The 22,937-nt window shown below is 47.5% G+C and carries 18 protein-coding genes; 11 read left to right on the top strand and 7 right to left on the bottom strand.

Going from position 1 to position 22,937, the window contains the following annotated elements:
• Positions 1 to 188 precede the first annotated feature (188 nt).
• Together NWE92_09635 and NWE92_09630 are read left to right on the top strand one after the other, a co-directional pair.
• On the top strand, positions 189 to 1,874 hold the full coding sequence (locus tag NWE92_09635; protein MCW4029890.1) for a hypothetical protein: 1,686 nt from the start codon (positions 189 to 191) through the stop codon (positions 1,872 to 1,874).
• Positions 1,875 to 1,971: 97 nt separating this feature from the next.
• Positions 1,972 to 2,388, top strand: a complete 417-nt coding sequence (locus NWE92_09630; GenBank protein ID MCW4029889.1) for an Lrp/AsnC family transcriptional regulator — start codon at positions 1,972 to 1,974, stop codon at positions 2,386 to 2,388.
• Here NWE92_09630 and NWE92_09625 read toward each other — a convergent pair.
• Positions 2,385 to 2,831, bottom strand: a complete 447-nt coding sequence (locus tag NWE92_09625; GenBank protein MCW4029888.1) for a DUF523 domain-containing protein — start codon at positions 2,829 to 2,831, stop codon at positions 2,385 to 2,387. The genes NWE92_09630 and NWE92_09625 overlap by 4 nt on opposite strands.
• 201 nt (positions 2,832 to 3,032) lie before the next feature.
• Positions 3,033 to 3,191, bottom strand: a complete 159-nt coding sequence (locus NWE92_09620; GenBank protein ID MCW4029887.1) for a hypothetical protein — start codon at positions 3,189 to 3,191, stop codon at positions 3,033 to 3,035.
• A 197-nt stretch (positions 3,192 to 3,388) separates the two neighbouring features.
• Here NWE92_09620 and NWE92_09615 point away from each other — a divergent pair, with 197 nt between their 5' ends.
• A complete protein-coding gene (locus NWE92_09615) occupies positions 3,389 to 3,514 on the top strand; it encodes a hypothetical protein (protein MCW4029886.1) in 126 nt (41 codons plus the stop codon).
• Positions 3,515 to 3,534: 20 nt separating this feature from the next.
• Here NWE92_09615 and NWE92_09610 read toward each other — a convergent pair whose 3' ends face one another.
• Positions 3,535 to 4,116, bottom strand: a complete 582-nt coding sequence (locus NWE92_09610; GenBank protein ID MCW4029885.1) for a hypothetical protein — start codon at positions 4,114 to 4,116, stop codon at positions 3,535 to 3,537.
• Between the two features lie 168 nt (positions 4,117 to 4,284).
• Between NWE92_09610 and NWE92_09605 the strand changes: the two genes are divergently transcribed.
• The 4 genes from NWE92_09605 (at position 4,285) to NWE92_09590 (ending at position 13,676) form a co-directional block, all read left to right on the top strand.
• Complete coding sequence (locus NWE92_09605; GenBank protein ID MCW4029884.1) at positions 4,285 to 8,619, top strand: AAA domain-containing protein; 4,335 nt, start codon at positions 4,285 to 4,287, stop codon at positions 8,617 to 8,619.
• A 93-nt stretch (positions 8,620 to 8,712) separates the two neighbouring features.
• Complete coding sequence (locus NWE92_09600) at positions 8,713 to 9,825, top strand: NAD-binding protein (protein ID MCW4029883.1); 1,113 nt, start codon at positions 8,713 to 8,715, stop codon at positions 9,823 to 9,825.
• 258 nt (positions 9,826 to 10,083) lie between these two features.
• A complete protein-coding gene (locus NWE92_09595; protein ID MCW4029882.1) occupies positions 10,084 to 10,881 on the top strand; it encodes a hypothetical protein in 798 nt (265 codons plus the stop codon).
• A 116-nt stretch (positions 10,882 to 10,997) separates the two neighbouring features.
• Positions 10,998 to 13,676 carry a PQQ-binding-like beta-propeller repeat protein gene (locus NWE92_09590; protein MCW4029881.1) on the top strand — a complete coding sequence of 893 codons (2,679 nt, stop codon included), beginning with the start codon at positions 10,998 to 11,000 and terminating at the stop codon, positions 13,674 to 13,676.
• A gap of 41 nt (positions 13,677 to 13,717) precedes the next feature.
• On the opposite strand, the gene NWE92_09585 is transcribed toward NWE92_09590, so the two are convergent.
• The 3 genes from NWE92_09585 to NWE92_09575 all read right to left on the bottom strand — a co-directional run bounded on the left by NWE92_09585 (position 13,718) and on the right by NWE92_09575 (position 17,674).
• Positions 13,718 to 14,314 (bottom strand): hypothetical protein, encoded by a 597-nt coding sequence (locus NWE92_09585; GenBank protein ID MCW4029880.1) that lies wholly within the window; start codon positions 14,312 to 14,314, stop codon positions 13,718 to 13,720.
• A gap of 64 nt (positions 14,315 to 14,378) precedes the next feature.
• Positions 14,379 to 15,959 (bottom strand): formylmethanofuran dehydrogenase subunit B, encoded by a 1,581-nt coding sequence (locus NWE92_09580; GenBank protein ID MCW4029879.1) that lies wholly within the window; start codon positions 15,957 to 15,959, stop codon positions 14,379 to 14,381.
• A 386-nt stretch (positions 15,960 to 16,345) separates the two neighbouring features.
• A complete protein-coding gene (locus NWE92_09575; protein MCW4029878.1) occupies positions 16,346 to 17,674 on the bottom strand; it encodes an alkaline phosphatase family protein in 1,329 nt (442 codons plus the stop codon).
• A 338-nt stretch (positions 17,675 to 18,012) separates the two neighbouring features.
• Between NWE92_09575 and NWE92_09570 the strand changes: the two genes are divergently transcribed.
• Positions 18,013 to 18,891, top strand: a complete 879-nt coding sequence (locus tag NWE92_09570; protein ID MCW4029877.1) for an alpha/beta hydrolase — start codon at positions 18,013 to 18,015, stop codon at positions 18,889 to 18,891.
• Here the strand turns inward: NWE92_09570 and NWE92_09565 are convergent.
• Complete coding sequence (locus NWE92_09565; protein ID MCW4029876.1) at positions 18,888 to 19,445, bottom strand: DUF3786 domain-containing protein; 558 nt, start codon at positions 19,443 to 19,445, stop codon at positions 18,888 to 18,890. The two genes, NWE92_09570 and NWE92_09565, sit on opposite strands and share 4 nt — an antisense overlap.
• A 114-nt stretch (positions 19,446 to 19,559) precedes the next feature.
• On the opposite strand from NWE92_09565, the gene NWE92_09560 reads away from it, so the two are divergent.
• The 3 genes from NWE92_09560 to NWE92_09550 all read left to right on the top strand — a co-directional run bounded on the left by NWE92_09560 (position 19,560) and on the right by NWE92_09550 (position 22,902).
• Positions 19,560 to 20,822 (top strand): cell wall biosynthesis glycosyltransferase, encoded by a 1,263-nt coding sequence (locus tag NWE92_09560; GenBank protein ID MCW4029875.1) that lies wholly within the window; start codon positions 19,560 to 19,562, stop codon positions 20,820 to 20,822.
• A 129-nt stretch (positions 20,823 to 20,951) separates the two neighbouring features.
• Entirely contained in the window at positions 20,952 to 22,136 is a 1,185-nt protein-coding gene (locus tag NWE92_09555) for a glucosyl-3-phosphoglycerate synthase (protein ID MCW4029874.1), read from the top strand.
• On the top strand, positions 22,126 to 22,902 hold the full coding sequence (locus NWE92_09550) for an HAD-IIB family hydrolase (GenBank protein MCW4029873.1): 777 nt from the start codon (positions 22,126 to 22,128) through the stop codon (positions 22,900 to 22,902). The genes NWE92_09555 and NWE92_09550 overlap by 11 nt, the downstream gene beginning before the upstream one ends.
• The last annotated feature ends 35 nt before the right edge of the window (positions 22,903 to 22,937 follow it).

The following is a 22,937-nucleotide window of genomic DNA, read 5'->3' as shown; positions in this document are numbered from 1 at the left end:
TTGGGAAATGTCTTTCTGATAGATTCACCTTAGTTTTTAAACATTGTGACCAATTTGTTACAACTTGGACTCGTAATGTTCCATTTGGTGCACCCCAAAAAGGCGGGTAATTATTTAAGCAAGACAGCCATTAGGCGCCAAATATGGAAAAGACATAAAAACGGTAAAGTTAATTATTTTTTTCCATTATGAAGAGCGCTCTGTTGGCTAACTTAGGCTTTGTACTGCAAATAGCGGGAATTTTTATTCTAATTCCCATAGTGGTTTCGCTTATTCTAGGTGAAACTGCAGCCACAGTTGGGCTCTTTATTGCCGCCAGCACCTTTCTTGCATTGGGATTTTTTCTCAATGCTTTATGTGAAAGAAAAGAACTTAGCTTCAAGCAATCCTGCACTCTGATGGTCATTGTATTCTTGGTCCTCAGTTTAGTAGGCTCCCTCCCTTACCTCTACATCGGTATCCCCTCAGGACCTCTACCACAGAGAATAACCGACAGTATCTTTGAATCCACCTCGGGTTTCACCACCACTGGCTTCACTGTGCTAGAAGACGTTTCAATCCTTCCTCAATCAATGATTCTTTACAGGGGTATAACTCAGTTTGTCGGTGGCATAGGCATCGTTTTGCTTATGTTAGCCTTCTTTTATCCTGAAATCAAATTAAAGGAACTTTCCCGCACCTTAGGGTTCAACGGCAAGAATCAAAAAATCAAAAAAACCTTCTTCCTCATCCTAACCATCTACTGCAGCTACACAATTATCGCCATCGTTTCAGGATACCTCTTCGGTTACCATGACCTCATACAGTTGGCGTCCTTCATCTTTGCAGCGCTTGGCACTGGCGGTGTATCTCCCGTCAACGACGTTGGTCCTGCATTTACGACGGCGCCCCTAAACGTCATTATACCCATAAGCATGGTTTTAGGCGCAACCAACTTTGCACTCGTAGCCCAGCTTTTCAACAAAAAATTCAAAGAATTCTTAAAGTCCGAATTCAGCTTCTTCATAGGCGTCGCCGTGGTCTCCATCATTGGAGTAACAACGTTTTTTGGTTTATCTGCCTATGATGCAACCTTTCAAATTCTAAGTACCATGTCCACCACTGGCTATAGCTACCTTGACGTATCCTCCTTTGCTGATAACCTCAAAATTTACTTGATTTCTTTGATGTTTATTGGCGGCGCCAGTCTTTCCACTGCTGGCGGTGTGAAAATTTATCGTATAATCGTTTTGCTTAAATCCGTCAAAAAAGCCATCGTGGACACCATTAGCCAGAAGGACACTAAACTTAGTGCGCTTGGCAAAGATTACGATGACCCAATGATTATACAAACAGGCATCTTTGTATTCTTAACACTAGGTCTCATATTCGTTGCCTCATTTATCGTTACAACCTATGGGTACCACCCTGTGGATGCGGTGTTTGAAACAACCTCCGCCATGGCTACCACGGGACTAAGCGTTGGTATTGTGACTCCCACATTGGCGTTACCCCTCAAATGGTTATTCATGTTCCTTATGCTTGTAGGCCGTGTCGAAATCATCACTTTCCTAGTCATGTTCTCGCGGACCAAGGAGCCTCACCCCAACCACAACTCAAACCATGGCAAAAAATCACGCAGAAATATCTTGAGCAGAAAATCAAAACCTAAGATTGCAGGAGAACCCGCCAAAGAGCCCGAAGTGTCAGAACCCGTAGAAACTCCCACAGAACCCGCGCAAGAACAAGAATCAGAACCAAAACCAATAGAACAAGCAGACGAACCAGAATCAGAACCCATAGAGCCCTCCACACAATCAGAAGAAACCCCTACGGAACCCCCCGCAGAAGCCCCCACAGAGACTCGAGCAGAAGCCGAACCTCATCTGCCTTAGACGTAACTTGAAGCCGAAGTTAACGAAAAACGTACCGTCAAAATGAGCTGAATATGGAAAACGTTAAATTTTTAACGCCAAATATCATCTGCCCGTGATGGGAATGGATGAAAAAGACAAACAAATTCTCAAACTTCTAAAAAATGATGGACGCGCAGGCTACGCTGATATAGGTGGTAAAATCGGTTTATCCGAGGGTGCCGTACGTAAACGCATCAAAACCCTAACCGAAGATGGCGTCATCAAAAAGTTCACAGTCAAAATCGGCGTAACCGAAGGCGCAGAAGCCATTACGCTTCTTGCGATTAACCCCGCCTACCCAACGCAAGAGGTTTCCAAAAAAATCCAGGTCATACCCAACGTTGAAACCACCTACGAAGTCACAGGCGAATACGACATAATCGTCGTTATAGGCGGCATGAACGTTATGGAAGTTAACGAATGCATCGAGAAAATCCGCCACGTCGAAGGCATCATGAAGAGCAACACGATGATTGTGCTACGTAGCATCTAAGACGTAACCCTAACCGTTGTCACCTTCACGCCATTCCTCTTTAGCAGGGCAGCTGTTACGCCGTCGCCAGTGATGAATCTGTCTGTGAAAGTGCCGTCAAAGATTTTTCCGCAGCCACAAGAGGGGCTCTTCTCTGTAAGCAGGGCTTCGGTTGCGCCAACTGATTTGGCAATACGAAGGGTTTCTTGGGCGCCTCTAAGAAACTCGGCGGTTACATCGACGCCTTCCATATTGAGCACTCTGGCTTTACCATCTAATACGTCCTTGCCGTCACCGCCTGCAATCTCCGCTGGCACCCGTGGAACAGATAAACCGCCGAAAACTTCAGGGCAAACCACAAACAATTCGCCCCGTTCAAACTCTTTTCGTAGCTGAGAACTTAACCAGTTTTTGCCCTCGAAATTGCAGTTGACGCCCAGAAGGCAGGCACTAACAATTTTCATACCTACAAACTAAGAGTTGCAGCTTAAGAGGTTTACATGTAGCGTCGCAACTTTGGGCACATAGTGACCCTTTGAGGGGTATCTGCTTCCTTTTTTAGAGTTGGGCAGAACAATATTTACTAGTTTTCAACATGCTTATGCGCTTGTTTTCAGCCAATATCGACCTACCCCCCTTAGGCATTCGTTAATGTTTTCGAGGTGCTATTCTCCTCGGGTGTCGTTGCGGTTGCATTCCGCTTTGGGGCGGTACTCGACTTTTCGGTGCCGTTCCTTATAGTGGTGTTCGCACTCTTTGACTCGTATTAGCATCCATTCGTTTTCTTCGTAGATGCATCCGCAGAGTAATGTTTTTCTCGCCAAAAATGACCTGTCCAATCGCTACTATGGGTAGTGTTTTTTACACTTAAACTTGACGGAGAAGTGTCTTTTTTTGTTTCTCTCTTTTAACGTAGTAAAGAAAAATGCAGAAAAAGCATGCGTTTTTGATTTTTTTATGCCCTTAAAAAGGGAACGTTTTAGAGAGCGGATGACGTTTGAGTGCTAGCTGAGGTGCCTATATGAGTGTCATGAAACGGAAAAACAAGAATACCCAGATTGCACAGAAAAAGAAGCAAGAACGCGAAAAAGAAGCCAAAAAGAAAGAAATGCGGTCTCATCTTCCTCCTAAAGGACAAAAACGTTAATCGTGGCTTTCCTTAATGAATTACCAATTATCTCTTTTGCTAGCGTGCTCTTTCTTTATTGTTTGTTCAATCTCTCTGTAAAGGTTGTTCTCTGAACTGGACACAACCGCTAAATCTGCACCTGCCACACTCCTCACGCTTGGCACCCGCACAAGACGCGCCTGACGATTCACTGGCACATAATCCACAGTGGTTTCTTGGATGGTTTTGCAGTGTTTCTCGTTTTCTCCCCACAGCCCATACATCTCAACCCCCACAATATGCCGTCCTGCCGCGATTCCTCGCATATCCAGAACCATCCCAAACTCTGACTCAGCAGTAGCCAACGGACCCTGCAACACTCGAATCAACACCGAACCGCAGGGTTCACGGTCAAACCACAAATCCGCCTTCAACCGCGAAAACGACATTCGAGAGGGCAACTTGAACGCGATTTTGAGGGCTAACTCGTCATCCTCTTTGGGTTGCGCACTGATTTGGGTGATGTTGATTTCTTCTTCGGGGGGCTGTTTTATGATGTCGATGCCGTCTTTGGGGCGTGCGTCGGGTAACCTATCAAGGGTGGATTGTTTGCTGGGTTGCGGATTGTCGTGTTTGGGCATCGCGGCTCACAATTGTCGATGCCATACATTAGGTGTATCGCAACATAAGTTTTCTCTAAACTGGCTGCTGCTTTGGTTCTGTTTCGGTGGGTTTGCAGTTGATTAGGCGGTAAATACAATAATGCCCAAATAAGTTAAAGACAACACGTAACCAGAGGGCGCAGAAGCGTGAGTGACGGCGGCATTGATATCAACGTAGACGTTTCAGATGACGAGTCAACCGACGGTTCCCTAACCGCGTCAGGCATCGCCGAATACATCCGTTTCAACTGTTGCCCCCGATTCTTTAAACTAAAATCTGAAGGCAAAGAAGTCAAACGCCGAAAATGGGTCGAAGCCTTCAAACCCATCAGCCCGCTACTTTACGGCGTCGGCAAAGCCCTTGAAGAAAAAAAGGTGGAAGAACTCAAAGCAAACGCCGCCGACTACTTCGACTTTGACCGCTACGACCCACATAAGTATGGCTGGGGAAAAGCTGCCGACTCCATGAATTACCTCCACTACGTTATCGAAACCCAGATTTCCAAAGGCGAACAAGCTGACAACCGTCCCATATTGCTCTATCAGGTTCCCATGAAAGGAGCCATCGGGGTGTGGGACATCAAAGGCATCGCTGATTTGATTGCGATTTGGCCCCAAAAAAACGGCAAAGTCAAAGTCCGCATTTTTGAGCTAAAGGCTTCTTGGAAGGAACAGACAGCCCATCGTATCCAAGTCGCCATCTATGTGCTGCTCCTCTCAAGAGAACTCGGCGGCTTAGCCTCAAAAGTTGAGGTTGAAGGCGGCGTAATCAACCGCGAAACCGACCTCACATGCCTTGACGCTGAGAGCCTCCCCAAATTCAAACTAAGTCCCCTAATCCAAGATGTTCAACGCCTCCTCTCCAAAGACGGCGAATTAAACCGCATCCGACAAACTCCCCTCGAAACCGTGGAGTATCAGCTCTGTTGGAGATGTGACAACTGTGGTTTCAACGAGTGTTGCATCGTCTGCTCCGTAGAAAACGAAAGCATCTCCCTGCTGAATTTAAGTCGAGGCGAACAAAAAGCGCTCAGCCACTACGGCATCTCCAAACTTGAGGACCTTGCAAAACTCAAATTTGTCCCGCAAAACAACGATTTGCGCCCCTATGACTTCAAAAACCTCCCCGCTCGTGACCCCCAAAAGGTGCATCTTCTCTCAACCGACCCCATTGTGGGACCTAAACTTGACTGGTTGATTGAACGCGCCCAGTACATGTTAGGCGGCATTCGTCCCAATAGCCAGTTTGCTAACAAGAACCGCTGGATGCCCTGGCTAACCGGCACGGGATATGGCAGTCTACCCGAAGACGCCCCCGCTTTAGGCACAGATGCCGCGTTGATGGCGAACCCCGACTGCATGATCCGCGTGTATCTCTTCGTCGAATGGGACTACATGCTTGACCTCGTCTCTTTGATTAGTGCACGGGTCAGCTGCACTCGCTACCGAGGTGAACCCCTGAGTGTCTCCCACGTTATTGGTTCTCTTCCAGATGACCATCAAGCTGGCTTAGACGCAGAACGCTCGCTACTTGAGAAATTCTTCTTTGACCTCACAGCCGTTATCAACAAAATCGCAGTTGCCATAGGCAGCCCCGACGAAGCCCCCATTCATCTCTACTTTTTTAGCCGCCAAGAACGCGACATCTTAATGAAAGCTGTCACGCGCCAAAATTCGCTCATGAGCGCCCACGCTGTCCGCGACCTCCTCGGGCTCCGTCAAGCCATCGACCAACCCATGTTCTCCATCCTCCAAGACGAAGTGGTGCATAGAAAAGCCCTCAAATTTCACAGTTCAGGTTTGCTGCCGATTCTGGACCAAGCAGGCTACTTTGACCGCAAACAATGGACCACCAAACGCAAAGACGGCAGCACCGTGGACTTGAGCTTGGTTTTCCGTGATGGCTTATTCAACTATTCTCTGCCTTTCCACCGTAACCCCGACGGCTCCATAACCTTCCTAAAAGAAGGCCCCAACGACGGCTACTATCCCGCCCGTGCCCGTTTCGGCGACCAACTGCCCATAGAATACATCTGGGGCGCAAAGGGACGATTGGACAATTTTGAGCCAGTCAAGGGTCCGTCTAAGATTTTGCTGGAAAAACGCAAATGGTGCGATTACAACCAAAAAACACGCCGCATCAGCGACGAAGAACTCACCTTGATGGGGCAAACCCTTTGCCTAATACTCGAACACATCGAGCGGTCACTAAACATCCGCAACCGCCGCTTAGGCAAAAAACCCATACCCATCCCAACAATCTCCGAATTCTCTTTGGGCACCGCTACCTTAGAGCGTAGTTGCCGAGAGTTTTTGGATTTGGAGTATTTCTCTAAGCGCCAAGAGCTCTATCAGCATTATGCAATGTTGCCATATCAGCGGGTTGCGTCGGGGCGGTCGCTGATTTTTGAATGCACCAACGTGTTCGAATCCGACTTGGAGTTCATTGTCCGCGGCAAACTTGTCTACGAAAACATAGGGTTGCCTAAAGCTGACTGCGTCGCAAACGCATGCCGCATCAAAGGTTCGGACGGGTCAAGCAGCGGCGACTGGATGGTCATCACCGAGTTGCGGCGAAACGCGAATGGGCAGTTTGAGGAAGCCCAGAAACGCAGCCCCTCTGAGGTGGAGAAATCCGCCCGCGCCATCGTCGACAAAGTTGACGTTGCCAAACTCGAAATCGCAGTTAAAGTCGTGACGTGGCCTACAGGTAGAGGCAGCAAATACAGCGCATGGCACAACCTCCCCACCACTGACCCCGAGAAAGCCCAAAACAAGTACATGCAACTCTTCGAAAAAGGACGCGTCTACATCCTCGATGAATTAGCCGATGATATTATCTCCGACCGCGCCGCCAAATGCCTCGACTACGCCGCCAACAACGTACTCTATCACCTTTTGGCTGAGTATTTAGCAGGCAAAACTGGCGGGTCCACCCATAAGGCTTTGCCTAAGGTTGCTGCGGAGCCATTTCTGGATTGGATGCAGCATCGAAAGTTTCCACCTAAACCAGAGCAGGCGAGGTTTGTGGAGCGTGTGTTTGGTGCGGAGCCGATTGTTATGTTGCAGGGTCCACCGGGCACAGGCAAAACCGAAACGTTGCAGCTAGCCGTTTTGGCGCATGTAGCGGCGCATCGGGCGTCTCGGTGTAGGGTTTTGATGGTTGCGCCCACGCATAAAGCCATTCAAGAATTCGTCGCTAAGCTGGCGCGGTGTTGGCAGGAATACTCTGTTGCAGGCGGCAAGGACCTAAAAGACCTCCAAATCTTCCGTGTCCTTAGCAGCAATTCTTCCTCTGTGGCGCCGATTGAAGGTGTTAAATACCTCAACTACAACGAGGACGAGGAAACCGTTGAGGAACTCACGGGTTGCCTCATGAACCAATCTACCCTAACCCGCGAGGTAATGGGCGCCTACCCGCTTATCTTATGCGTGACTCCCCCCAGCCTGTATGGCTTGATGAAGAAAATCGGCGATTCCGAACCGCCTTGGGGCGAAGGCTTCTTTGACCTCCTAGTCGTGGACGAAGCGAGCATGATGCGGCTTCCCGAACTCATCTTGTCAGGCAGTTTTCTCTCCAAAAACAGCCAAATCCTAGTCGCAGGCGACCACCGCCAGCTCCCCCCGATTGTGGCGCATAACTGGGAAAAAGAAGACCGTCGAACCCTCGAAGAAATGGCATCCTTCCTCTCAGCCATGGACTTCCTCCGTCTACTACGTAACGAGGACCTTGGCATCGAACGAATCAAATGCACACATCCCGCCAACATCCCTGCTGAGCGCCTCTGCGAAAGCCACCGATGCCACGCCGTCGTCGCTGACTTTCTGCGCGAATGGGTCTACGAAAAAGACAGCATCGATTTCCGCTCTGACCAGCACCAGATGTTGCCATCTTGCCAGCCTAAAACGGAGGGGTTAGGCGTGGTTTTGCAGCCTGAAAACGTGTTTGTCCTAGTTGTGCATGATGAGGCGGAGAGTTTTCAATCTAACTTGGTGGAGGCATCGATTGTGCAGATGCTGGTGCGCAATGCACCAACCGAGAGCGTCGGCGTCATAACTCCCCATAACGCGCAGAAGGGGCTGCTCAAGAATATGCTTGCCGACGGCTTTGGCAACATACGCGTTGACACAGTGGAGCGTTATCAAGGCGGCGAGGCAGACCTCATAATAATCTCCAGCACTGTAAGCGACCCTGACTATGTCCGCACCGAAAGCGAATTCCTCCTAAACCTCAACCGCGTAAACGTCGCCATCAGCCGCATGAAGAAAAAGCTAGTAATTGTGGCGAGCCGCAGCATTTTTGAGTTCATGCCCCAAGACGCACGCGACTACGACAAAGCGTTACTCTGGCGTGGCATCTCCGAAACTGTTGGGTTCACAGCGAACTCGGCCCCCAAATGGTCGGGTAGCTTGTCAGATTTTGTGGGTCAGTCGGCTGCACCGATTAATGTTGCAATTTATATTAAATCCCAAAAGCAATAGCTCCTACCCCCCAAGTTAAACAAGTGGCATTTTAACTTCAAAAACAGGAATTGTTATCTAATAGCGTAATCAATTAAACCCAAAAGCCATCAAATGCAACGGAAGACTGAGGGATTGAACGAGGAGGAAGTGATTTTTGGGCGCCCAAGCAAAGGACTCATCAGAAGACAGACCCGAAGATTCAGTTTCGTTTTCTATCAAGCCTTCTACGGACCAATAGCCTTCTTTAAAGCAGTTTACCGTCAAGTCATAGTGCTTGCTTTGATGTTCTTATTTGGCGGGGTCATCTATTACTACTTTGACCATTTACCCACAATCAGCGCGTTCTTGGCTTCGGTCTCGACGATAACCACAGTTGGCATGTTTATTCCAAACGGCGGCAACTTTTTCACAATTGACCCCACCGAAGCAGTGCTTTTAATAGTCTTGATTCTTATATCGGTTGGCGCGTTAGCATCTATTGTCCAGAGTATGGTTAGCATGTTAGTTGACGGTCAACTTGCAAAAAGCGAAGCCCAAAAGCAACTCATGAAGCGGCTAAGAAAACACGTAATAGTGTTCGGTTACAGCCATTTGGGTAAGTATGTTTCTGAGAAACTCGAAGAGTTAGGCTTCGACTATGTCATCATGACCAAGGACCCAAATACCTATAATGAACTGCTAAAACGAGATGTGTTTGTGGTACTTGAATACGAAACCCAACCCATTGAAGCCCTCAAAACAGCGGGCATCGACCAAGCCTCGATGGTGGTTATCGCACATGAACAAGACGCGGAGAACATGCTTATTCTGCTGACTGCTCGCAAACTGCGGCAAGACGTTCGCATAATTTCTGTAGTGCATGACCCCGCTTTAGTTGACACTGCCAAAACCGCAGGCGCAAGCATGGTTATCCCCGACTCCGTCACCGTGGGGCATCTGCTAGCGCTCTCAGCCGTAACCAAAGGCTTAGTTGGCATCGTGTTCTCAGAGAAAATTGGGGCAAAAGAAATCGCGGAATTCACAATCTTTAGGTCTTCCCCACTCATCGGCAAAGGCCTGCAAGAAATCTCCAAGTACGGCTCCATAATCGGCGTAATTCGCGATGGTAAAGTGGTATCTTCCCTATTTGACCCAGGGTTTACCTTGGCAGAAAACGACACTCTGCTGATTCTGGGCGAAACCGAGTGCCTCTACAAAATCGAGAAGCAAGCCTACGCCCTCTAACCACAATAATAGCAAAACCTTTCATCTTGCCCAGCGGTTTAGTCAGTGTGGTAAAATTTTAGTCTATTATATTTTTGTTTATGCTAATTTTTTGTAATTTTGTGCTAAGTAATGCATAATTTTTTAAAAACATTGCGCAAATAGATAACTAAATACTCGCTTAGCGAAAAATGAGCCTGAGTGCTAATGCAAAAAACTCTAACTAAATCGCCAACTTCACTGCAAACCTTTAGCCAATCTGGGCTATCCGGGGCTGGTTTGGATGAAGTAGACGTTCTAGTTGGATTGGGGCTCACAGTGCGACAGGCGCATGTCTATTTAGCTTTGCTTAAAACTGGCGATGCTAAAGTGCAAGATATCTCTGGGTCTTCGGGGGTAAATCGTCAGGAGCTTTATCGTCTGTTGGATGGTTTGTTGCAGTTAGGTTTGGTTCAACGCCATGTTTCAGCGCCTTCAACTTTTGAGGCAACTCCTATTTCGGAGGCGGTGGCTATGCTTTTGGAAAGGAAAACGATTCAATGGAGTGGTCTTTGTCAAAAAGCCAAGCAATTAACCGAGCGGTTAAGCCAGTCTTTGCCTGTAGCGGTGGATGTGAAGCCTTGTTTTGGCACAGTGATTGAGGGCGACCGAGGCAAAAAATACGTAAAAACCCTAAAACAAACTCGCCAAACCATAGAAATTATAACCAGTTGGAAACGTTTCAAGCAGCTAAGTCGTCTTCTTGAAGTACCCTTAAATAAGGCACTCTCAAGAGGTGTGACCTTGCGTGTTTTGACGGAGAAACCGTATAGTCATCAGTTGCCAAAATGGGTGCAAGACGCATTATTGGGTTCGGGGCGTTTTGAGTTGAGGCTTCAGCTTCAGTCGCTGTCCGCGGTGGTTGCAATTTTTGACCATGCGACTGTAGCTATCGCTTTTAGCCCGGAAACCAGCCTTGCCCGCGGACCCGAATTATGGAGTGTAAATCCTGCTTTAACCAAACCTTGCCAAGCATATTTTGATGCTGTCTGGGCAAAAACAACTGACCAAACAGCCCTTCCACCGATGTCAACCTGAAAAATGGCCTACGGCATCACCATTTTTCGTGCATTTTGTCGCAAAACCCTGTTCCACATCATGATAAGTAGCTAGTATAGCGTTTCTTATTCTTCATTAAAAAAGGAAGATTAAAAATGAAAAGAATAAATCATAAATTATTAGCAATTTTGACGATTTCTCTTCTAACGATTTCAATGCTTGTCTCACTAACGATGGTCCCCTCAACTGGCGCACATGACCCCCCAAAATCTTTTCCCACATGGACTTACCTGGTCGCTTCAGCTAACCTCGTAGGCGTTGGCCAAGAAATCATGCTGGTTTTTTGGAGCAATGCAGTACCTCCAACCGCTCAAGGTACCTTCGGGGACAAATGGACCTTCACGATTGACGTTATCTCGCCTAATGGCCAAAATAAAACGTTAGGTCCCTTCGAATCTGACCCCGTAGGCGGCAGTTACACAAACTTCACCCCCATCGAAACTGGCAATTACACCTTCGTCGCGAAGATGGTTGAACACAAAATAACTGGTCAACCCACAAACCCCTTCTACTCAATACCGCAGCAATCTGGCTATGCCTTTTGGAATGACACTTTCTTAGCAAGCTCCAGCGACCCCGTAAATGTTGCTGTCCAGCAGGACCCAATACAGAAATGGTCAGAAACACCTTTACCCTCCGAGTTCTGGACTCGCCCAATCAACAACATGAATAGAAACTGGTACACCCTTGCAGGGAATTGGCTGGCAGGCGCCGCACAAAAAGTCAACTCAACCACTGGCTTTGGCTATGGACCCGGTCCCGAAAGCGCTCATGTCATGTGGGCGACCCCGATGTGGGCTGGCGGCATCATGGACGAACGCTTTGGCACCGAAGGCTACAACGGTATACACTACGAAGGCCTATTCTTTGACCCCCCAATTATCCTCAACGGAAATCTCTACTACAATACCAAATCAAACCCTCAATACGGTTGGCATTGCCTTAATCTCTACACTGGCGAAGAAGAATACTTCCACAACACCACAGGCTCCGTAACCCAACCAATGGGACCCCCCGTTGCAGGAACAATCTATGGCGAATCTCTAAAATTCGGTCAAATTCTCGTCTACAATAACTTTGACCAATACGGCGGCATACCCTACCTCTGGAGCATAGGCGTACCAGCGCCCATGTATGGTCCACCCACAGGTCCAGCGAGTCCAATGATGATGTTTGACGCCTACACAGGCAACTACATCTGCAGCATAGCAAATGTATCCACCTCAGGCACCCAAGTCTACGGCAACGACGGCAGCATACTGTACTTTAACCTCGTAGGCTCAGGAGCAAACAAACGTTTGACCGTCTGGAATACTACTCAAGCTATATGGTGGCCAGGTACCCAGCAGCAATGGCAAAACCAAGAAAGCGTATTCCAAATGGAGAACTACTACTACTGGCGGCCCGTCCTCAATAAGACATACGACGGAAGTCACGGCTTCTTCTACAACGTCTCAATACCTGATGTGCAGGGCAGCATCCTTGCCGTGCGCGACGACAAATACGTCATCGGCGGAACACTCGGCTACAACGACGACCGCGGAGTTCTTCCAGGTAACCTTTGGGCGCTAAACCTTGACAGAAGCAAAGGTGCTGTCGGTACGCTTCTTTGGAACATAACCTATACCACGCCAAAAACTGAGGTGCCCGCTAATACAGGTGTCATCGGTTATAGAGGCATCAGCGGACCCACCGTGGATCCCGAAAGCGGCGTATTTGTCCTCAACGAAGGCGTCACCAGACGATGGTGGGGATACAGCCTCGAAACTGGACAACAAATCTGGGGCCCAACCGAAAGCGAAAACCCCATGAACGTCTACGGAGTCGGCAGCAACATCTACCAAGGCAAACTTCTCAGTTACGGATATGGCGGAGAACTATACGCCTACGACATGAAAACTGGCGAACTCGCATGGAAATTCACAGCAGCAAACGAGGGCTTCGAATCCCCCTACGGCAACTACCCTGTAGGCATAGGCTGCATCGCTGACGGCAAAATCTATCTAGGCACCTGCGAACACTCACCCGGCCAACCCCTATTCCGCGGCTCATACGTCCGCTGCATCAACGCATCCGACGGTGAAGAACTCTGGAAATTTTCGCTTTTCGGTGTAAGCTTGCCCGGAGGCGCCAGCGGCAGCAACTTCGCAATCTCAGACGGCTACCTAGTTGCCCTCAACATCTACGACAACCAGATATACTGCTTCGGCAAAGGCCCAAGCGCCACAACAGTCACTGCACCAGACACCTCTATACCCGCAGAATCCGTCGCTATGATACGAGGCACCGTAACTGACCAATGTGCAGGAGCCAAAAAAATCGCTGAACAAGAAGGCTTCTCCGCAGGCGTCGCCGCAGTATCCGTCGAAAGCCAAAAAGGCTGGATGGAATATCTCTATCAACAGCAGGCAAAGCCTACAAACGCAACAGGCGTACCAGTATCCATAGACGCAGTTGACCCCAACGGCAACTACATCCACATCGGCGACACCACAAGCGACGTTAGCGGCAACTTTGGCTACGCATGGCTCACACCAAACGTACCCGGACAATACACCATAACCGCCACATTCCAAGGCTCCGAAGCCTACTATGGGTCAGCCGCAGAAACATCAACCTACGTTTCTGAACTATCTGCCACAGCAACTCCTTTGCCCGCACAAGCAGAATCCATCGCTGACATGTACTTCATACCTATGTCGATTGGCATCATAGTCGTGGTTATCATAATCGGCGTGATGCTGGCTTTGTTATTGATAAGAAAACGCCCATAACCAAGCCCTCTTTCCTTTTCTTTTTTTCTTTTAAGTTGGCATTAAATGTTGTTTGGTACTTGTTTTTGTGGTATCACTTTTTTGTTGAATATAAATATCAGCATCAGTGCGTTGATTGCTATGAGGTAGGCTGGAAATGCTATCTCTGAGAAACTCCAAATCTGGGCAACTGCAAAAACGCTGGCGGCGTTAAATATGCCTACTGCATAGGGCCAAACTGACTCTGTCTCAGGATATGTCCACGTTTTACGTAAGGTTGGTATGGCGGCGAATCCGTCGCTTCCAATTGCAAATAATATAGCGATGTTGGCGTCGTTGGTTAGGTACCACAGGATTAGGGCTAAAGCGGAGAGGACTCCGAAGAGGTAGTCCCATTTGGAGAGTTTCCAATAGGCGTCTTTAGCGAAAAATGATGCGATAAATATTAGGAAGGGCAACAAGCCTGACATGAAAACAGGTAAGACCGCCCAACTGACTCCGCTGCTTATTGCAGCTGCTGTTGCTATGAAGGGCGCCACTGACCACATAAACCACGATACCCTGTTAGGTTTAGCACCTCCCCTAAACATGGACCGTATGTAGAGGAGGGCAGCCAGTAACACGGCTATTGCCGCGGCAACAACCAGATAATCCCACATACCGTATCTTTTTTGTGTTTGAACTATTTATGTACTCAGAACCAAAAAATGGTTAGTTCCCTTTTTAGAGGGGCTGTTTTTCTAACCGTCGCGGAACTAAACCCATCTGGGGGTTAGCTTCTTTTTTCTTTGAAACCCGCTTGACTTTTGGTGCTTCCGTATTGTTTTGTTCTGCATTTTTTGCTTTGATTTCTCGGACCTCTTTGAGGATTCTTGTTAGGATTTCCTCGTCGCTTGGGATGCCGGGGGGTGGGTCTACAAGCTTTTTGACGGTTATGGGCACGGTGTCCATGCGGTAGGCTGTGCCTGCGATTTCTATGCCGCACCACTGGGTCGGAAAAACTACGTCGCCGAGGCGGGAGGTGCCGTTCATGTCAGGGTTAATGACGATTAAGGGGTGTTGTAGCATTTTCTGCATTGATGGTTTTGGGAAGTGTGCACCTGGGTCTGCGCCTATGACTAAGGTGGCGTCGTTGTCGTTGTTTTTTAGGAGGTCGATGGTTGTGAATTCTCCGGGGTTATATTGGGGGTAGCCTTGGGAGAAGTCGATTGCAAATGGGTAACCTGTTCGCCATGTGAACGCTATGTTTGCGCCTGCAATGTTGAAGTGGCCTCTCATGGGCATGATTGCGAATTTTGTTTTTCGGTTGAGGTCTTGGGTTAGTTTGACGGCTATTTCGATGTTTCTAAATCGTCCTGCCGACGCTGTTAAGCCTAAACCGAAGAATATTGCGCCGAATTCACAGTTTACCATGAGGTCTGCGATTTCCTTTAGGTATTCGACTGGGACTCCGCCAACTGTGTCAACGTCTACATCTTGGTCATTTACTAAACATCGAAGTGTTTCAAATATCTCGTAATCCTTGTTGGGTTCGACCTGTACGAAGTAGTCTGCGACTTCAGCGGTCATGGTTTTGATGGGGTCAAAAACTATCAGTTTTCGTCCATCTTTGTTGAGGCTTTGGGGTGGAGCATCTACTTGGAGCTTATTTGGGATGGCGGGTGGTTGATAAGTGGTTGTTCCCCGGCGGGCTGCTGCATCGATTTTCTTTTTGCCGGCGGTTGCCTTCATCTTCTGCATGTAGCTTTTCCATCCGCTGTCCTGAAAGCGACCCTCTGGGAACGCAGTATATCTTTCAACATGCCTTGGATGGGACGCCCATGGGTTGGCTCCCCAATAAATGATTAAGTCAGCACGGTGCCTAACTTGCCCCAAAGTACAACTGGGTATGCCTGCTTCCTGTAGCGCCATCATCGAGGGTCCATGGCAGATGCTGCAAACGTTATCTATTGCTCCGCCTAATTCTTCAGCTAATTCTACTCCGATGCCTTGGACTTCTCCTGTGCAGCATTCCCAGCCGAATAACAGGGGGTATTTGGCGTCTGTGAGGATTTGGGCAGCTTTATGGATGGCTTCGTCTAGGGTTACGGGGACTAGTTTGCCCTCTTTACGGATTAATGGTTCTCGGATACGTTCGGTTTTATATCCGTGGACCATTTTTGCTTCGCATACAGCGCAACCGTTCTTCATTTTTACGATTTCGTTGTTTTTGACAGTTATTTCTAGGTCGTCGCATAGACAACCGCAGATTGGACAAACTGCTGCTTTGATTTCTTTTATTTTGTTTTTTGGTTTGTGGTCCACAGGGTTCCCTCTCCATCATCCCATCAAAAAAATGAATGTGCATTATTAAAATTTTTGTTTAACTAATTGAAATCCGCCCATCCCTCCCAAAAAGTAAACAGATAGTGGTTTTGGTGTTTGTGTAAAAAAAATCAGTCTATACATGCCCTCACATGCACATGGCGGCGTCTTCAACATGCCTCTATGTTGAGCATGTGTAGAAATTCAGGTATGCCACACTCAAACAGGCCCCAAAACGCAAAGCAAACCCAAAAAACAATAGCGCCCTATTGCTATCTTGTGGCATACCGTAAACCGCCCCACTCACACAAAGAGACAAAACAAAACTTTGATCCACTGATAAATACGGGCGGGGTAACCATCTGAGGTCTCCAGTTTTGAGAGCACTACACTTTTAGCCTATCCAGCATAGCCGCTCCAAACGGAACCAAAATCTCGTCCTCACTTAACCCGCCATGCTGCCCCAAAAAAGGAATACGCCGACCCATACGACTCTCAAACCAAACCGTCCCATTCTCATAGGGTATAATCATAAGGTTGCCTGTTCGCTCAAAAAAGTCCTCACTCGCTTGCCCATCCCCAAAAAGGCCCCTCGCAGCAACTTCTTTAGTTTGAAGTATCTGTGCTTTTTTGCCGATTGCTTGCTGGAGCCACTGTTTGGTCTGGTTGAGTTTTTCTTCTTTTATGTGTAGAAAGATTTCTCTGGGGCTACCGGTGGGTGGTATGGGTCTATGTTTTTCTACATAAAAATTCAGGGGTGCTCTGGGCAGATATGTTGTTTCTTGGGGGTCTACGTTGACGCCGCCATGGTCCGCAGTCAGTATTAGGAGTGTTTCCTTGGCGGTTTGGGCGTCGAGTTTCTGTACCAATTCCGTATGCAGCAAATACGTTAACGCTGAAAGCTCTGCGTTGTACTCTTCACTATCCGGTCCATACTCATGTGAAACCGTATCTATCGTGTCAAGGTGAATGAAGAAGTAGCCGCTGCCTTTGGTTTCTTGAAGATTTTTTCTTAGCTGCACAATACAATCTGATGCTTTTACTGCCGGTATTACGGTGCTGTCTTGAAAAATCAGTTTGGAGGCGGCGTTAGTGGCGTTTGAAAAATTCATATGCGTCCAGCTGGGGATGCCTTCTTCTTTTAATGTGCTGTGAATTGTTTTTCCCTTCAACAACATTACGCTGGGGTCGTGTCCTTCGTCCTCGGGTTTGCTATGCCGTTTGTTGCCTAAACGTTCAAACCGTAAGGCATTGACAACACCGATGCCTTTTAGATATATGAAATATTCAAAGAGTCCGTGTTCTTGAGGTGTTAAGCCTGTGTTTAGGGATGTGAGGGCGTTGGTTGTTTGGGTAGGAAAAACGCTTGTTATTGGGGTTACCTCGCCCTTGTCGCTGAGGTTGCTTAAAAAAGGGTTTTGTTGGTGATGCTTTAAAAATTGGTTAAATCCGAACCCATCAATTACGAGTAGGACAATTTTGTTTGTTTCTTTGGAGACGAGTGGTTCAACCTTTTTTTGCAGGGGGTTTTTTGGTTGTTTGTTTTTTAGGAGTAGGTGTTGTATGGTGTTTGGTATGTTTGTGATGTTGTTTTGTTTGTATTGGGGGTAGATGAAGTTGTTTTGGGGGTCTTTGTGTGTTTGGATTTGTTTGGTTAACATTTGTTGGCCTGCGTTTGTTGTGGTTGTTCTGGTTGGGTTTGGGGGGCTTACCATATAAGGTTTAGTTTTAATTTGGGTTTATGAGTTGTTGAGCAATATTGGTTGTTTTTCCACCCAGTAATTCAACCTGTATTTAACTTATGTTAAAGCAAGGTTTATAAAGTTTGCTTGCCTAAACAAAACGTCAAAAACCACACGACAACAAACCGCACCTGCCCAAAAACCCAGACAAAATCTGCCATCTATCATAGAAAAAGCCGTAGAAATCTGAGGTCTATCCGGGGGCACCGAACTATCCCAACGGTACCCCCGATAGATTCAACAAAAATTAACCCCCTTATCCCCCAACACAAATCCTAATAGTACCATTCCCCACACAGATGACACCCAACATGACAACCCAAACGCTCACCCTCCCCGACAACCGCAAACTCGCATACGCAATCACAGGACAAGGCACACCCGTTATATACTTCCATGGAACCGCCAGCAGCCGCCTCGAAACCCTCCTTCTAACCCAACTCACAACCACCCACTCCCTACAACTCATCGGCATAGACCGCCCCGGCTACGGATTATCCACCTATAAACCCCGACGAAACATCCAAGACTTCAACCCCGACGTCAACGCCTTAACCCAACACTTAGGCTTAAAACAATTTGGAATTTTAGGCTGGTCCGGCGGCGGAGCCTTCGCCCTCGCCTACTTAGCCGCGTACCCTGAGCGCGTAACCAAAGCCGTAACCGTGGGCGCCCCCAACCTACCCTTTGACGTCTCCACCGCACACAACAATATGCCACTTGCCCGCTACATCATGAAACTCCAGTTTGCGGGACGCATCGCCATGCGGCAACTAGCTCATTCGCTACGCCGCGCCAAAGGGGATGCCGCAGCTTTTCTGGCGACACCACCTGGTAAACAGCTTCTGCATGGCTGCTCTGCGAGTGATTTGCAGTTTTTCTCTGACCCAACTTGGCTGAATTTGATGTATGAGGCGATGCTGGAGGCTTTTCGACAAGGCGAAGACGGCATTGATGCGGTGTTAGATGAGCATCAACTGTTTATGCAGCCGTGGGGCATCAGCTTCACAGAAGTTCCTTTGGGTAAACTTGTTATTTGGACGGGTGACCAAGACAAAACCTGCCCCGTAAAAAACGCGTATGACCTACACAAAACAGTATCCAGCGACTTGGAAATTTTTAGTGGCCTAGGACACTGTGCAATGTTTGAGAACCTAAACAAATTAGGCATAATTCTACAATCAACTTAAACCCGTTTTGCTGCAAGTAGCCGACTGGTGGTTAACTCGCCTAATACTGCTAAATCTTCCGTAGGCAAATAGTGGCTTGCGGATTCATCGTAGAGTATGTTTGCCGACGCTCCAAACTCGTCGGAGCTGTAGAGGATGTATGTTAAGGGGATGCCTTTGAGGGCAAAGATTTCTGTAGAGTCATCTCCAAGGCTTAGGGTGGCTCCACCGAGGCGTAAGGCGGCTTTGGTCAAATCTTCGGGTGTTTTGCCGAATGCTTCCTCAATGGGGTGAATGGCGTTTCGGACAAATGCGCCCTCGTAAGCGTAGCCTCCGGGGACATCTCTGAATTTTATGCGTTTACCCGTCAATGCTGCAGGATTCCCTTCAGCATAATGCCGCAACAAAATGGGAAAAATCTTCAAGCATAACTCAGCGCTTTGTGGGTCGCCTAAATTGTCTGTTAACGTGCATGTTTGCGTGTTGAAGGTGAACCCTAAAAAGTCATAGTCTCCCTTGCCCAGCATCACCTGAAGCTTCTGCGCTGTTTTTGCTGATAAATCCAATTTTGCCACACGTGCCACCACAAAAAAAGCTGGAAGCTGCGGCTTAAATCTTCTGGGTAATACCACCGATTTTATGCAAACCTTTTTTTAACAAAAACCATTAAAATAATGGAGTGCGCCGAAATGAGCGAGAATTCTGCCTTATCAATAGACGCAAAAATTTATCTCCACGACATAGAACGAGCTGACATCATTGTTGGTATTCCCTCCTTCAACAACGCCCTAACTGTAAGCTACGTTCTCTCACAAGCAATTAAGGGGTTAGACAAGTATTTTCCTAACTTCAAATCCGTTATTTTCGTCTCAGACGGTAACTCTGCTGATAACACCTTGGCTTCAGTTAAACAAGTAAACTTGCCTTCTGCTGTTAAACTTATACCCGCTCTCTACATGGGGTTATCAGGCAAGGGTACCGCAATTAAAGCAATCTTTGAAGCCGCCCGCTCCCTAAAAGCCCGTAGCGTCGCATTAATCGATTCAGATTTACGCAGCATCACCCCCGAATGGATGCAACTACTCATAACGCCAACATTAACTGGCACAGGGTTTGTTGCGCCCTTCTATAACCGCCGAAAATATGACGGCACCATAACTAACTTCCTCTGTTACCCCATAACCCGCAGCGTCTTCGGCAAAGATATCCGCCAGCCTATAGGCGGCGACTTCGGGTTATCAATAGAATTAGTCAATGACCTCCTAGATTCCAGTTTATGGAAAAATGACGACATAAGCCGCTTCGGTATCGACATTTTCGAAACCCTGACCGCTATAGCAAAAGGCTACAAGATCCAGCAAGCGCGCCTAGGCATAAAAAGCCATGACCCCAAAGACCCCTCAAGCCAGTTATCCTCGATGTTTAGGCAAGTCATTAACACCATGTTTAGCTGCATTGAACAATACGAATCCGCTTGGAAAGATGCTGAGGGGGTTTCAAAAACAGAATTTGTAGGCGAAGCCCAATACGCAGTGGCGCCCGAGCAGATTCAGGTCTCTTTGCCCGCCACCATTGATGCCTTCAAAAACAACTTCAACGTTCATATGCCCATCTACGAGTCTTTCTTAGACAAAGAGCTCGTGCAAAAATTTGAGCAACTTAAACATCTGGAAACAACTATGGAGGTCGACTTTTCCTCTGAAGTTTGGGCAAAAACAGTTTACTCCTTCATCGCAGAATACCACAAGAAACCCTCCTATGGCCACGAAAAACTGATTGATGCCCTCCGGATATTGTGGATTGGTCGCGTGGCAGTTTTCCTTAAGGAAACTTGGTTGCAGAGCAGAGATGAAGCCGAAAAGCATCTTGCGGAGGAAGCCGCTGTTTTTGAGGCATTGAAGCCTTACTTGATGGAAAAGTACTATTCAGCAGATGCATCGGTTTCCCGGTAGTTTTTTTATGATGCAATTGTTGGTGCAGAAGGTTTGCTGTTAAGTTTAGCTAGCGGCAGTATTTTGTAAAAGCTGCAAACCGAAAAGCCATTTATAGTATTAGTAATCTCTTTAGATTGGTGGTCTTCTATGGATATTAACCAACGGAAAATCGCGAATATCCATGATTTTACATTCGACTTTAACACCATGAGCGAACGGCTCAGGGCATTAAAACCAAAGTTTCCTTCTGGTTTAATCATACCCATATTCGGAGATGACATCAAAAGCCCCGGCTTAACCAAAATGGTTGAAGAAATAAACAAATGCGATTATCTCAGAAAGGTCTTCATAGCGCTGTCTACCAAAGAGGCTGACAATTACGAGGACGCCTTGCGTTTATGCCGAGGGTTTAAGGTGCCCTGTGAGGTAATCTGGTGCAACAAACCCGCGGTGCTGAATGTTCTTGAGGAACTCAAGAGGAGCGGACTTGATGTAACGCAGCTATCAGGAAAAGGCAAGGATGTGTGGCTTGCAATGGGCATTGCCTCTCTTGAGTTGCGGGCTTTTGCAGTTCATGATGCTGACATTGTTTCCTACGACAAAATGTTACCCACCAAACTCCTATACCCCGTGATTGAACCTAAGCTGGATTTTTTCTTCTCCAAAGGGTACTATGCCCGAATTAACTTTGAAAAAAGGCGCTTCTACGGTCGCATTCATCGTCTTTTCATATCTCCGTTGCTAGAGATTTTGCAGGAAAAACTCCGTTACTCACGATTTTTAACGTATCTGCAATCGTTTAGTTATCCACTTGCTGGCGAAATTGCGCTCTACAGCGACTTATCCCTACATCTTCGCGTCGCCAGTGACTGGGGCCTTGAATTAGGGCTGCTGGCAGAACTTTATCGAAATGCAGCCTACCGTCGCATCTGCGAGGTTGACCTCGGCTTTTATGAGCATCGGCATAAACCTATAGGTCCAGATGGGTTACTAAAAACCGCTGAAGACAGTTTCGTCACCTTGCTCCGTACCCTAACCGAAATGGAGAACATGGAAGTCTCACAACCCTTCCTTATCAGTCTCCAAGTGGCTTACCGCAGAGCTGCTCAAGACAAAATCAGACAATACCACGCCGATGCAACCTGTAACAATCTCAGTTTTGACCGCCACGAAGAAGAAGCCAACGTGGACTTGTTGTCCTCTGTTATTCTTTCGGGTGGACAGAAATATTTGGAGAACCCCGTGCGGGCGCAGTTGCCTGATTGGCTGCGTGCTATCGCTGCGATGCCTAATATTAGAGAGAAACTCCGTGAGAACGCCATTGAAACCTAAAAACGTCAAGATTCTGGTTTTCGCTGACCTCGATGGAACAATTCTTGATGACCAATACGATTACTCAGAAACCCAACCCATCCTACGCGAGCTTTTAGCCCGTGATGCCTCGATCGTGTTGGCGAGCAGCAAAACAAAAAGCGAAATCGAGTTCTACCAAAAACAACTCTGCATAGTTGACCCCTTTATCGTTGAAAACGGCTCCGCCATCTTTATTCCCCAAGGCTTCTTTAGCGTCACTTATCCGTTCACTAAACGAACTGAGGCTTACAGCGTAATCGAACTTGGTACTCCATATGCAACCGTACGAGAAAAACTCTTAGCCCTAAAAAGAAAAACCTCCGCGGACATTGTTGGATATGGAGACCTAAGTATCGAAGAAGTCGCGCAAGACAGCGGTTTACCTCTCAGTTTAGCGGCGTTATCAAAAGATCGCGAGTACGATGAACCCTTCAAAATCCTTAAAGGAAACTCGCAACAAGTGTTGGATGCCATAGAAGCGGAAGGGCTCTGTTTCAACAAAGGCGGACGCTACTACCACCTTTTAGGCTGTAGTGATAAGGGAAAAGCCGTTTCAATTCTCAAGAACCTGTTTTTGCAGCAATACCAAGACATTGTGAGTTTTGGAATCGGGGATGGTGACAACGACTTGCCAATGCTCAGACAGGTTGACCACCCGTATTGGCTTGGCAAGGGCACTAAAAAAACGAAAAATGACACTTGGCAGGATCTTTTAGCTGAGGTTATTCAGTGCTCTGGGCAATAGATGTGGGTTTGGCGTGTTGTATGGATAACTTGATA

The organism is Candidatus Bathyarchaeota archaeon (genome assembly GCA_026014745.1).
GTDB lineage: Archaea > Thermoproteota > Bathyarchaeia > Bathyarchaeales > Bathycorpusculaceae > Bathycorpusculum.
The sequence above is the reverse complement of the archived record's forward strand: the minus strand, read 5'-3'. Positions and strand labels throughout refer to the sequence as shown.